Consider the following 12,496-nt stretch of genomic DNA (forward strand, 5'->3'; position numbering starts at 1 on the left):
CCGCGGTCACGACGCCGCGGGTCGTGACGACGTCGCCAACCAGCTCGCTGGCACCTTCAGTGCCCTGGATCTCGGCGATGGTCGCTTCGGTCTCGGTCGGTGGCGGCGGGTCGCAGGCCTCGCCGCAGGCCACCGGTCCCGGTGCGCCCTCGGTGAAGTCGTTGGCGTTGTGGTTCGTGTCGGTGCCGCCGGCGCTCCGCGCGGCCGCGGTGGTGGCGGTGAGCGCGACTCCGGTGTTGACCGTCTCGAAGGTGGTCGGCGTGCTGCCGTAACCCACTGTGTCGACGACGGTCGGGTCGTCCTTGAGGTCGCCCTGGGCGGTGATCGGCGTGAGGCTCGGGACCAGCAGCACGACCCCGTTGGCACCGGACATCGCGGCCGAGCCGGTGGCGTCGGGTGTGGGCACCGCGTCCTCTGCTCCGGCGCCCATGGTCACGAGGTAGTGGCTGTTGGCGGCCACCGAGCCGGCCAGCGGAGTCACGGTCGCACTGGTCCCCGCGGCGGAGCGGTACTGCACCGACCAGCCCGCGACGCTGATGGCGGCGTCGGTGGGGTTGTACAGCTCGACGAAGTCATGGGTGTAGTTCGAGCCCGCGTTAGCGCCCGAGCCGTAGACCTCGCTGATGACGAGCCCGGAACCGTCGGGTGCCGCGAGGGCACTCGACGTGGTGACGGCGGCGAGACCGCCGGAGATGAGTGAGATGCCGCCGATCAGGGCGATCGTTCTGCGCAGTGTTGGCATGGGCTCTTCCCGGATGAGTGAGGGACGGTGGTTGCGACCGCGGTCACCCTAACCCTGCGATTCGCGCGTCACGGAACAGCGTTTGATGAAGATTCGGTGACGAATCTGTGGTCAGTTGCCGGTGCGCGACCGCAGCTGGTCGCGCTGCCGCCAGACGTCGCGGAAGAACTCGTACCCCGACCACAGGGTCATCGCGACAGCGCCGGTCAGCGCCACCTGGCTGACGTAGAAGAGCACCTCGCCGACCGTCCCGAAGCGGTCGAACGCACCTCCGTGAGCGTCGCCGTGCGGCAACGGGAGGATCAACCCACTCAGGGCGATCGCCTGCAGTGTGGTCTTGAGCTTGCCGCTCGCGGATGCCGCGATCACGACCTGCTTGAGGACGGAGAGCCGCAGCAGGGTGACACTCCACTCGCGGACCAGCACGACGATCGTGACCCACCACCAGATCTCACCGACGATGGAGAGGCCGATGAACGCCATCCCGGTGATGGCCTTGTCGGCGATCGGGTCGGCGATCTTGCCGAAGTTGGTCACCAGGTCGTGCTTGCGGGCCAGGTCTCCGTCGACCTTGTCGGTGATCATGGCCGCGACGAAGATCACGAACGCCACGATCCGCCAGGTGATCGAGTCACCGCCGTCGTGGAGCAGCGCCCAGCCGAAGAACGGCACCATCACGATCCGCAGCGTCGTGAGCGCATTGGGCACATTCAGGTTGCTCTGCCGCTCGGTCCCGGTCACGCGGACTCCTCCGCGTAGAGGTCGACACCTTCGGAGGCGACCACGTCCGCCCGCACCAGGTCTCCTACCGTCACGTGCGCAGACGCCCTGACCAGGTACGTCGAGCCGTCAACCTCCGGTCCCTGGTGGGCAGCCCGCCCGACGACCTCGTCGTCGACGGACTCGACGAGGACGTCGACGGTCTCACCGATCCGATCCTCCGCGCGCTGGGCGTTCAGCTCCTCGACCAGCGACACGACGTGCTCGGTGCGGTCCCGGATCTCGTCGTCGTCCAGCTTCTCGTCGTACGTCGCCGCCTCGGTTCCGTCCTCGTCGGAGTACCCGAACACGCCGGTGACGTCCAGTCGGGCGGCGACCAGGAAGTCGCAGAGCGTCTCCAGGTCGGCCTCGGTCTCGCCGGGGAAGCCGACGATCACGTTGGAGCGCACTCCGGCCGCCGGAGCGTGGGTCCGCACCTGGTCGAGCAGACCGAGGAACGACTCCGGGTCACCGAACCGCCGCATCCGGCGCAGCACCGGAGCCGACGCGTGCTGGAAGGAGAGGTCGAAGTAGGGCGCCACGCCAGGAGTTGTCGCGATCGCCTCGACCAGTCCGGGCCGGGTCTCGGCCGGCTGCAGGTAGGACACGCGCACCCGCTCGATGCCCTCGACGGCGGCGAGCTCCGGCAGCAGAGTCTCGAGCAGCCGCAGGTCGCCGAGGTCCTTGCCGTACGACGTGGAGTTCTCGCTGACGAGGAACAGCTCCTTGACGCCCTCCCCCGCCAACCAGACCGCCTCGCCGAGCACGTCGTTCGGGCGGCGGCTCACGAACGAGCCGCGGAAGCTGGGGATCGCGCAGAACGAGCAGCGACGGTCACAGCCGCTGGCGAGCTTGAGCGGCGCCATCGGACTCGCGTCCAGCCGGCGGCGCACCGCGCGCGGACCGCCCAGGCCGGGAACGCTGATGTCATCGACCGACGCTCCCCGCTCGACCGGCGTGATCGGCAGCAGCTTCCGGCGGTCCTGCGGCGTGTGCGCGTGGTGCGTCTCCCCCGCGACGATGGAGCGTAGCCGGGCGGCGATGTCGGGGTAGTCGTCGAAACCCAGCACCGCGTCGGCCTCCGGCAACGAGGCGGCCAGGTCCTTGCCGTAGCGCTCCGCCAGGCAGCCGACGGCGACCACGGCCTGCGGGCGTCCGGCCGTCTTGAGGTCGGCCGCCTCCAGCAGGGTGTCGATGCTGTCCTTCTTGGCCGCCTCCACGAATCCGCACGTGTTGACCACGACCGTGTCAGCGTCCTCGGCGTCCGCCACGAGCTGGAACCCGTCCTCGGCGAGCCGCCCCGCGAGCTCCTCGGAGTCGACCTCGTTGCGTGTGCACCCGAGGGTCACCAGCGCGACCGACAGCGGTGGGTCGGCGGCGGGGGCGGAGGTCGTGGGGCTCATGCTCCGAACGAGTATGCCGTCTCGACCTCGGCTCCCCCGCTTCGGCGGCGCAGGAGCAAGGGTCGCCGGTGCGCGGGGTCACCCCCCAGCAGTGAAGGTGTTCTGGGCCGGTTCCCCGGTCGAGCCCAGCGCCCCGTGCTCCTCACCGTCGACGGTCGCGGTCAGCGAGCCGTCCGTGGTCTGCACCCGCACGGGGGGTGAGACGTCGAGCAGCTTGCTCTCACCGAAGGCGATGTTGCCCACGAAGACGACCGCTCCGCTGCCGTCCCGCACCACCACGCGGGCGCCGCCACCCTCGGCGGTCAGCACCACCGGGACCTTCGGCGCGGCTGCGGCGCGGGCCGGCCCGTTGTCGACGCCCGCGGACCCGTTCAGGACCGGGGCGGTGCCTTGGAGCTCGACCGGGCTGTCCATGATCAGCCGCGCGACCGACCAAGCCAGCACCAAGGCCATCACCGCGGCGACCAGCACCGACCAGTTCAGGCCGCCACGGGTGCCGCGGATCGGCCCGTGCGCCCCCGTCGCGAGCTCGGCCTCGAACACCCGGCGCGGGTTGATCGGCGCATCGGCGTACCGCTCGTCGTACGTCGTCAGCAGCGGGACCACGTCGACACCGAGCACCCGCGCGAGCGTGCGGAGGTGGCCACGCGCGTAGAAGTCGCCGCCGCACGGCGTGAAGTCGTCGACCTCGATCGACTCGATCACGTGCGGGCGGATCCGGGTGCGGTCGGCGAGCTGGTCGACGCTCAGCCCGAGCCGGGTCCGCGCCGCCGACACCTCCGGGCCGATGACGGGGTCCGCCGCCGGCTCGGCGGCGTAGTCGTCGATGAGCAGCGGCTCGACCGCGTGCCCCTCGCGGGCGATCGGGGCGACCCGCTCGCCCCACACGACGGTGTCCTCGACCAGGCTGACGCTGCCCGGTCGACGCAGCTCCTTGCCGGCCAGGTCCTCGGGCTCGTCGGCGACCTCACGGCGCACCTCGACCCGAGTGGCGGAGCCAGGCTCGCGCAGCGGACTGGGAGTCTCGCTCGGCTCGACCTCCGGCAGCTCGGACTCCTCGACGGAGGTCCGCTGGAAGAGTCCGGAGACCCGGAAGATGGCGTGTGCCACGAGCGGTCGTGGGTCCGAGCGCCTGAGCGCGAGCCTGCGAGCGCCGCGTGGCTCCGGCGACACGGCAGCTTCGACCTCAGCCTCGACCTCAGCCTCAACCTCGGCCTCGACCTCGACCTCTGGCTCCTCAGCGGCCGGAACGATTTCCACGACCCGGCTCCGGGCACCCGCCAGCGCGGTCAGCGCGGCCGTCAGGTCACCGCCGGCACCCGCGACGCGGGTCGAGAGGCCCAGCGGCAGGGCGAACGGGGCGCCGTACAGTCGCTGGCTCAGCCGTGAGTGCCGACGCGCGCTGCCGTCGAGCTCCTCGATCAAGCGCGCCGGATTGTGCACCACCATGACGAGGCGGCCGTCGCGCAGCACGCCGCGTCGAGGCGTGTGCTCCACCCGCTGCAGCGCGCCCCAGGGCAACCCGCGCCAGGCGCGGCCGAGCCGGATCCGGACGCCGTGGGAGTCCGCGACCAGCAGTGGGGTCCGGGCATCGACGAACGCGGTGAGGTAGCCGATTCCGAGCAGCCCCAGCCCGACGGCCATCACCCAGTCGAGCAGGGCGCCGGTCTCGGCGGCTCTGGCGAGGTAGGCGATGGCTACCGCGGACCCGAGCGCGCCGATCGCCGCGGCGAGACCGGCGTTGCGACGCACCAGCACGCTCTCGGGCGCCAGGGCGAGCGCGGTCGAACGCTCACCGTCCTCGTCAGTGGCACCGGTCGGATCGGTCGGGCCGGGTTCGAAGACAGGTGCCTCACTCATACTGACTCCCCCTGGATGGTCGCGATGACGGCGTCGATCTCGTCGGGCTTCACGAGCACGTCGCGTGCCTTGGACCCTTCACTGGGTCCGACGACGCCACGGCTCTCGAGGATGTCCATGAGCCGGCCTGCCTTCGCGAAGCCGACCCGGAGCTTGCGCTGGAGCATCGAGGTGGAGCCGAACTGCGTCGACACCACGAGCTCGATCGCCTGGACCACCAGGTCCAGGTCGTCGCCGATGTCGTCGTCCAGCTCGCGCTTGGACTGCTGGGGGGCCGTGACCTCCTCGACGTACGTCGGCTGCAGCTGCGTCTTGCAGTGGGCGACGACCTGGTGGATCTCCGGCTCGGTCACCCACGAGCCCTGCACGCGGACCGGCTTGGAGGCGCCCATCGGCAGGAACAGCCCGTCGCCCTGGCCGACCAGCTTCTCGGCGCCGGGCTGGTCGAGGATCACGCGGCTGTCGGCGAGCGAGGAGGTGGCGAACGCCAGCCGCGAGGGCACGTTGGCCTTGATCAGGCCGGTGACGACGTCCACGCTGGGCCGCTGGGTGGCGAGCACCAGGTGGATGCCGGCGGCCCGAGCCAGCTGGGTGATCCGGACGATGGCGTCCTCGACGTCGCGCGGCGCCACCATCATGAGGTCGGCCAGCTCGTCGACGATCACGCAGAGATACGGGTAGGGCGACAGCTCGCGCTCGCTGCCGGGCGGTAGCACGACCTTGCCCGCCCGGACCGCCTTGTTGAAGTCGTCGACGTGCCGGAACCCGAAGTTGGCGAGGTCGTCGTAGCGCATGTCCATCTCGCGCACGACCCACTGCAGGGCCTCGGCCGCCTTCTTGGGGTTGGTGATGATCGGTGTGATCAGGTGCGGGATGCCTTCGTAGGCGTTCAGCTCGACCCGCTTGGGGTCGACCATGATCATCCGCACCTCGTCCGGCGTCGAGCGCATCAGGATCGACGTGATCATCGAGTTGATGAACGAGGACTTTCCCGAGCCGGTGGCGCCGGCGACGAGCAGGTGCGGCATCTTCGCGAGGTTGGCGACCACGAAGCCGCCCTCGACGTCCTTGCCGAGCCCCACGACCATCGGGTGGTGGTCGCCCCGGGCGTTGCCGGAGCGGAGCACGTCGCCCAGCGACACGATCTCCTTGTCGACGTTCGGGATCTCGATCCCGATGGCGGACTTGCCCGGGATCGGGCTGAGGATCCGGACGTCGGCGGAGGCCACGGCGTAGGCGATGTTCTTGGAGAGGGCGGTGACCTTCTCCACCTTGACCGCGGGTCCGAGCTCGACCTCGTAGCGGGTGACGGTCGGACCGCGGGTGTAGCCGGTGACCTGGGCGTCGATCCCGAACTCCTCCAGCACCTGGGTGAGCCGGCCGACCACGTCGTCGCTGGCCTTGGAGCGCGCCTTGTGCGGCGACCCGGGCTTGAGCGTGCCGTTGTCCGGCAGCGTGTAGGTGATGTCGCCGGACAGCGCCAGCTGCTCCACGCGGGGCGGGATCGGGGTGTGCGGCGGCGGCTCGAGCTCCACCTTCTCCTCCACGGCGGGTGTGACCTCCGTGGGCTGGTCGTCCTCGGATCCGGCTCCCGCCTTGCGGCGGCGCTTCCTGAGCTCGCGCTCGGAGAGCACCGGGGAGTCGTAGGCCGGGTCGCCCATGTCCGGGTCGATGGCGTCGGTACCGCGGCGCGTACGCATCGGCTGGGTGAGGTCACCCGCGTCGTCCTCGCTCGCCGGCGTGCGGCCCAGCAGCCGGTCCCGGAGCCCGGCGAGCCGGGATGGCACCTGGTAGACCGGCGTCGCCGTGATGACGAGGATCCCGAACAGCGAGAGCAGCGCCAGCACCGGTACCACGACGTACGCCGACCGCAGCAGGTCGAGCAACAGGCTCGACACCACGAACCCGATCGCGCCGCCCCCGAACTGCAGCTCGGAGGCGTCGCCGAGCTCCGGCTGCGGGTTGCCGCTGGCGATGTGGACGATCCCGAGCAGACCGAAGCCGAGCGCGAGCCAGCCGATCACCTGCCGGCCGGCCGGGCCGTTGTGCTCGGGATCTCGCATGTTGCGCCACCCGATGAGGACGAGCATCACCGGGATCAGCCAGCCGACCTTGCCGACCGACCCGGAGGCGATGGTGCGGGTGACGTCCATGACCCCGCCGGGCAGCTGCCACCAGACCGCGGCGGCCACCACGAAGGCGAGCCCGATCAGGAACAGCCCGACCCCGTCCCTCCGGTGCTCGGGGTCGAGATCGCGCGCCGCTCCGCCGATCCGGCGCGCGCCGGCTCCGACGCCGTGCGCGGCAGCCATCCAGGTCGCACGGACACCGCGGCCGAGCGCGCCGAAGGTGCGCGAGATCGGCCCGCGGCCGCTTCGGACAGCGCGGGGTGCCGGTCGGCGCTTCTTGCTGGACCGGGTACTCCGGGATCGGGAGCTCGAGCTCTTCTTCTTCTTGGACCCGGAGGACCGAGACGAGGACGTGCTTCTGCTCCGCGACCCCGGCGGGGAAGACGTACGGGTCGCCATGCTGTGAAGGCTATGTCAGAGTCACACCAGTCACAGGGATCACACGCCGACCGCGGTGTCGCGAACTCAGGACGCGGATCGGACAACCCCGACCCAGGGGGACCGGCGAAGCAGGCGCCGCAGAGATCTCGTGCGTGACCCGATCTGGATACAACCGCACCATCTGCGGAATGAGAGTGCATTGGAACCCGTCGGCCGACTTCCTCGTCCAAGCGGCATGACGGCGTTGCTGCTCCGCAACCGCGCCACGCGCTGGTGGCTGCTTCTTGTTGTCTGCACGGTGCTGCTCCTCGTCGGTCTCGGCTACTACGCCTCCAGAGGTCCAGGTGCAAGCGTGGTCGACGACGCAGCCGCCTCCACGGGGTGGAAGGTCCTGGAGTACGAAGGCGTGCGCGTTGACGTCCCAGCCGAATGGGAACGCGTCGACCAGACCGGATGCGAGTTCCAGTTCGAGCGCTGGGGACCGCCGGGTACTGAAGAGTGTGAGTACGACGGGGGCGTCGCCTTCTATGCCTCAGCCACGTTCGACCCTGCTCATGGGCCTGGCATGCGCCGGAGCAACTCACAGGACGAACCGACGTGGGGCGGCTATGCCTATGCGGGCGAATTCGCGGTGTACGCCTCGGATGACGACCGCACGGTCGTCGCCGAGATTCTGAGGTCCGCTGAACCCGCGACATAGCCGCACGCACGTCGGCAGGAGCACTCATCGCGACATGAGCGGTCACCCTGTCCGGCGCCGACCGGTCGCTGCCTGATCCCGTACGCTGAGCGATCACCCGGAAGAGAGGTAGCGACTACCCTCATCGCCATGGGCGACCTGACCGTGGAAAGGATGCCCGACAGCGATCGAGCCGTTCGGCGCCAGGTCGCCGACGTGTTCGTCGACGGATACTTCGACGCCCTGTCGAAGATCTCCAAGGACAGGGAACGGTGGAGCCGAGCCCTGGAACCCTCGTTCGTGCCCGAGGTGTTCTACGTCGCCCGCGACGGCGACGAGATCGTCGGCATCGCCGCCTGCTCCACCAACCAGACCAGGGCAAGGCGGCTGAGCAGACACGCCATGGCCGAGCATCTGGGTCGGGTCCGCGGCACGTTCGCCTACGAGAAGCTCGCCTACCACGAGTTCGCCCGGAAGAAGGCGAAGCTGCCGAAGGTCGTCGGCTACGAATACGCCATCTACATGAAAAGGACCTAGCCGTCCGATTGATCCTGATGGCCTGGGTCTCGCCATCCGCCGTTCATGCCCGGGACTTCGGCACGATCGAGCGGATCGCGGCAGGTCGGGTGGTTGTCAAGAGAGTGCTTCTTCCGCGGCCGCTCGATCAGTGTCCTGTGGCGACCGGGGTGTAGACCTGGGCCGGGGCGTAGAGGTCGGGCACCCGGTCGAAGAATGTGCACTCGGCCTTGTGGTAGCCGATCAGGTCGCCCGCGGGTTCGTCGAGGACCTTGATGTTCTCTGCACCTGCGGTGAACGGCAGCCAGGTTTCGACTCCGGGGCCGTTCGGGTTGCCGTTCTTTGCGAAGTTGGTCCAGTAGTCGGCCATCCGATCCGCCAGCACCTCTTCGTCCGCACTGAACTCGAAGTCCAAGCCAAACAGCAGATCGGGGTCATGCCACAGGACCGGCTCCTCGAAAAAGTGGGCGGCCTTCGCCGCGAGGGTGACGGGATCGGGCACGTTGTCATAGCCGTGCGTGTACAAGTAGCGGTAGACCGGAGCCCTGTTGGCGAGGGCGAGGCGACGCATCGGGCAGGTGTAGACCGCGTCGCTGTTGACTGCGACGGTGGCCCAATAGGCCGACTCGTAGGCGTCGACCGGGTAGAGCTCACGTACGTGTCTGCCGTTCTGCGGTCCCGAAACTCCGTTGAGATCTCGAGCGCGACCGAACGCCGGATAGTTGTCACCCGGTGGCAAGACGCCGTCAACGGCGGCGAAGAACGCCGCTTCCTCCCGCGTCGAACCGACCAGCATCGGAACCGGGCTGACGTCTGAACCGATCAACTCCAATGGCGACTTTGGCAGGACCTGACCGCCCACCCAGGGCGAGTAGCCGTTCACCAGCCCCAGGCTGGACTCGGCCCCGACCACAATGTCCTCCGCAGGGACGCTGCGCAGGCAGCCGACCACGTCGGCGTGGTCCGAACAGCCGACGACTTCGGCAATGTTCGACCCCAAGGACTCGGCATCGGCGATCGTTCCCCGTCCGTGAAGCGCGAAGAAGTACCCTGACTGCGCTGCGAGCCGTGCGAACAAGCCCTTCCCGAGAGGGGACGCAGCGATCGCCACGGCGTCTACTGAGCCCGCAGACTCGCCGAACAGGGTCACATTGTCGGGATCGCCACCGAACCCTGCAATGTTCTCCTGCACCCAGTGCAGCGCGGCGATCTGGTCCAAGACGCCATATTCCCCCGACGAGCCGTCACCCTCTTCGGTCAGCTCTGGGTGGCCGGCGAAGCCGAACGCCCCGAGCCGGTAGCCGAGCGTCACTACGATGACGTCCCGCTCGACGAATGCATCGGCATTGCGGTACGGCCGGAAGCCCAAGTTGCCGCCACCGTGCAGGTGCACCATCACCGGCAGGCTGTCAGAGGCCTGCCTGCCGACGGGCGCGAACACATTCAGGTACAGGCAGTCCTCGCTCCCACCGGCCTGAGCCTCCGCGACGAGCTGTGAGCATTGTGGTGCGAAGTCAGGAGACAGCCGCACGCCATCCCAAGGCTCCGCCGGGGCCGGGGGCCGCCACCGCAGGTTGCCGACAGGGGGCGCGGCGTACGGGATGGCGCGCCACTCGACCACGGAACCTTCGACGAAGCCCCCGACATCCCCCGCCCTGGTGTGCACGACCGGGCCGGGAACGGGGTCGGCGCCAGCCGGAACCTGTGCGAGCGCGCACAGGGCAACTCCCATGAAGGCAAGAACGATCGCAACCCGACGCATGACGACTCCCTTGGTCGCGGATATTGGCGACAGGAGTCCACCGAGCCACTCGACTCGCCCGTGCCAGACAGTGTGGGTTGAGTCCTTTCGAGGGTCAATCAAGAATGTGGCTTGGTCTAAACCGGCCCGACCCCTCGCCTGGCTGCCGCGGCGACACCGCGACAAGGGTGGGCGTCACCGGACCGCCGGTCTCACGGTCGACCGGACCCGCGCATTGCCGGAAGAGCCCCCGCCTGCGGCTACTAGGAGAGTTCACGTAGGTCCGGTGTCTGCCCGCAGTGCGGCATAGTCGGGCTCGGCCCCGACAGCGGCATGAGAGTGCTTCGTCGCAACGTTCAGTTGCGACTCCGGGGTGTTGTGCAACATGGTGGAGGCGGCGATCTCACCGCGTTAGCGCGCGATCCGCTTTGTTGCCGGCGGGCTCGTACGTCGTGATCTCGATGACGTAGCCGTCGGGATCAGGGAGATAGATCGACCAGGCGACGGCGTAGTCGCCCTCCTCGTAGCCGATGCCGCTTGCGGTCAACTGTTTCTTCGCCGAGTCGAGACCAGGCCGTGAGGTGCGGAAGCTGACGTGACGTACCGGGTCCTCGGATCGCGCCTCGAAGCCGTCCCTCCGCGAGAACAAGGCAACCCCAGAACCGTTTGCCTCGAAGACAGCCGGATAGTCGCCCCACGCCGCCTCATGCGCTCGCGTCAGACCGAGGACGCTTTCGTAGAACTCGATCGAGGCGGCCATGTCCGAGACGGCCAAGCCCACGTGGTCAAGCGCGTCTAGCTTCATCGCGATCACGCCCTTCTCCGACCGGATGTGCAACGAATGCTGCCCCTTCAAGTGCACCTGACGTCAAGGTGTTAGCCCACGACGCTTCTGGCCGCACGCACCAGTGGCACGCCAGCCTCGGCGCCGAGGCGTTCGGCGCGTTCCGTGCACTATCCGCGGCAGATGGGGACGTAGCGGGAGCATCCAATCTTCCCGAGGCCCTGGCTATGCGAGACCATCGGGGTCATGCGCGTCTCCCGAATGATCCACGTCCTCGACGCTCCCGACTTGCATGCCGAGAGCGCCTTTTGGGCTGGGCTCCTCGACGGCACGGTCGACGCCGACGACGACTGGCACAGCGTCATCGTGGATGGCGAGTGGCGACTCGGAATCCAGTTCGCGCCCAACCATGTCGCACCCGAGTGGCCGGGCGGGCCGCAACAGCAACAGGTTCACCTTGACGTGTGGGTCGATGACTTCTCAGCAGCGCACGACAGGGCGATCTCACTGGGCGCGAGACTGTTGAAGCAGGCCGACGACCCGGCGACCTCAGGTGAGGTCTTCCAGGTGTACGCCGACCCTGCGGGGCATCCGTTCTGTCTTTGCCGGGGTCCGCTCACCCAGTGACCACGCGGACAACGGAAGTGTGTGCGCCTAGAGCGCGGACATCAGGCATGAGCGATCACTCGCCGGGCGCCGCCGCGTCAAGCACCCGTTGGATCAGCTGCGTGGTCGAGATGCCCTCGGTGCGCCCCACGGATACGAAGCGTCCGCCGGCGACGGCTGGACCGTAGATGGACTCTGCCCCCTCGGGCGTCAGGTCGTCGCCGTGCACCACCGTCGTGATCGCATGCTCGTGCAAGAAGTCCTCAGTGATTCTGAACGGAGCATTCGGGATGACTTCGTCGACATACCGGCAGGCTTCGATCACCGCCAAGCGCTCGGCGAGGGTCATGATGGGGCGGCGTTTGTACGACGCACTGGTGTCATCTGACAGCACCCCCACGATCAACCAGTCACCGTGGCGGCGCGCCTCCCTGAGGAGCGAGACGTGTCCCGCGTGGAACAGGTCTCCGACCATGTCGACATACACCCGTGCGCCGCTGGTCGCGGTCTCGCTATCGCTCGTCACGGCATCACTCCTGGCTCTCGTCGGACCCTCGTGATGGATCAGTTGTATCGAATCGCGTGAACGCACATCGGCACGAGCGATCAGGGACACGGTGGGGCGCTCCGTCCCGGACACGACCTGGTCGAACCCTCCGCCCGACGGGGCGGGCACCACACCCTCACGTCCCGCACGACCGCCCGCTGCGCACAGTATTGGGCGACTTCGGACATCCCGGCGAGTAGACATGACAAGAGCCCGCCTCGCAGGCAGCAAGGTGTGCTCTTGCATGTGCCGGCTCGGGACGTAACTTCTCGACAGAGCGTCCGGCCCGGGTAGGCGACCGTGCGTGACGCCACCTCATACACAGCGGCGCGACCGCGGCACGCCCGAG

12 protein-coding genes are annotated in these 12,496 nt (G+C 68.7%); 4 read left to right on the forward strand and 8 right to left on the reverse strand.

What is annotated here, in order from left to right; all coding sequences use genetic code 11:
- The 5 genes from VFZ39_RS15365 to VFZ39_RS15385 all read right to left on the reverse strand — a co-directional run.
- Window positions 1–742: lamin tail domain-containing protein (locus tag VFZ39_RS15365; RefSeq protein WP_330866657.1), on the reverse strand; the 742-nt coding region annotated here is incomplete at its 3' end.
- 111 nt (window positions 743–853) lie between these two features.
- The gene (pgsA, locus tag VFZ39_RS15370; protein ID WP_330866658.1) at window positions 854–1,483 is read right to left on the reverse strand and encodes a CDP-diacylglycerol--glycerol-3-phosphate 3-phosphatidyltransferase; all 630 of its coding nucleotides are present in this window, start codon (window positions 1,481–1,483) and stop codon (window positions 854–856) included.
- Window positions 1,480–2,865, reverse strand: a complete 1,386-nt coding sequence (gene rimO / locus VFZ39_RS15375; protein WP_330866667.1) for a 30S ribosomal protein S12 methylthiotransferase RimO — start codon at window positions 2,863–2,865, stop codon at window positions 1,480–1,482. The genes pgsA and rimO overlap by 4 nt, the downstream gene beginning before the upstream one ends.
- 117 nt (window positions 2,866–2,982) lie before the next feature.
- Window positions 2,983–4,764 (reverse strand): helix-turn-helix transcriptional regulator, encoded by a 1,782-nt coding sequence (locus VFZ39_RS15380; RefSeq protein ID WP_330866659.1) that lies wholly within the window; start codon window positions 4,762–4,764, stop codon window positions 2,983–2,985.
- Window positions 4,761–7,076 (reverse strand): DNA translocase FtsK, encoded by a 2,316-nt coding sequence (locus VFZ39_RS15385; RefSeq protein WP_330866660.1) that lies wholly within the window; start codon window positions 7,074–7,076, stop codon window positions 4,761–4,763. The genes VFZ39_RS15380 and VFZ39_RS15385 overlap by 4 nt, the downstream gene beginning before the upstream one ends.
- A gap of 37 nt (window positions 7,077–7,113) precedes the next feature.
- On the opposite strand from VFZ39_RS15385, the gene VFZ39_RS15390 reads away from it, so the two are divergent.
- From VFZ39_RS15390 to VFZ39_RS15400, 3 genes are all read left to right on the forward strand, one after another.
- Complete coding sequence (locus tag VFZ39_RS15390; RefSeq protein WP_330866661.1) at window positions 7,114–7,299, forward strand: hypothetical protein; 186 nt, start codon at window positions 7,114–7,116, stop codon at window positions 7,297–7,299.
- Window positions 7,300–7,509: 210 nt separating this feature from the next.
- Window positions 7,510–7,974, forward strand: a complete 465-nt coding sequence (locus tag VFZ39_RS15395) for a hypothetical protein (RefSeq protein ID WP_330866662.1) — start codon at window positions 7,510–7,512, stop codon at window positions 7,972–7,974.
- Between the two features lie 129 nt (window positions 7,975–8,103).
- Entirely contained in the window at window positions 8,104–8,490 is a 387-nt protein-coding gene (locus tag VFZ39_RS15400; RefSeq protein ID WP_330866663.1) for a hypothetical protein, read from the forward strand.
- Between the two features lie 127 nt (window positions 8,491–8,617).
- Here the strand turns inward: VFZ39_RS15400 and VFZ39_RS15405 are convergent, their stop codons facing one another.
- Both VFZ39_RS15405 and VFZ39_RS15410 read right to left on the reverse strand, forming a co-directional pair.
- Window positions 8,618–10,231, reverse strand: coding sequence for a carboxylesterase/lipase family protein (locus tag VFZ39_RS15405; RefSeq protein WP_330866664.1), 1,614 nt, complete (start codon window positions 10,229–10,231; stop codon window positions 8,618–8,620).
- 382 nt (window positions 10,232–10,613) lie between these two features.
- Window positions 10,614–11,015 carry a VOC family protein gene (locus tag VFZ39_RS15410; RefSeq protein ID WP_330866668.1) on the reverse strand — a complete coding sequence of 134 codons (402 nt, stop codon included), beginning with the start codon at window positions 11,013–11,015 and terminating at the stop codon, window positions 10,614–10,616.
- Between the two features lie 225 nt (window positions 11,016–11,240).
- Between VFZ39_RS15410 and VFZ39_RS15415 the strand changes: the two genes are divergently transcribed.
- Entirely contained in the window at window positions 11,241–11,621 is a 381-nt protein-coding gene (locus VFZ39_RS15415; RefSeq protein WP_330866665.1) for a VOC family protein, read from the forward strand.
- A gap of 55 nt (window positions 11,622–11,676) precedes the next feature.
- On the opposite strand, the gene VFZ39_RS15420 is transcribed toward VFZ39_RS15415, so the two are convergent.
- Window positions 11,677–12,126, reverse strand: coding sequence for an adenylyltransferase/cytidyltransferase family protein (locus VFZ39_RS15420; protein ID WP_330866666.1), 450 nt, complete (start codon window positions 12,124–12,126; stop codon window positions 11,677–11,679).
- Between the last annotated feature and the right edge of the window lie 370 nt (window positions 12,127–12,496).

It is taken from the genome of Nocardioides sp., from assembly GCF_036374615.1.
Lineage (GTDB): Bacteria > Actinomycetota > Actinomycetes > Propionibacteriales > Nocardioidaceae > Nocardioides.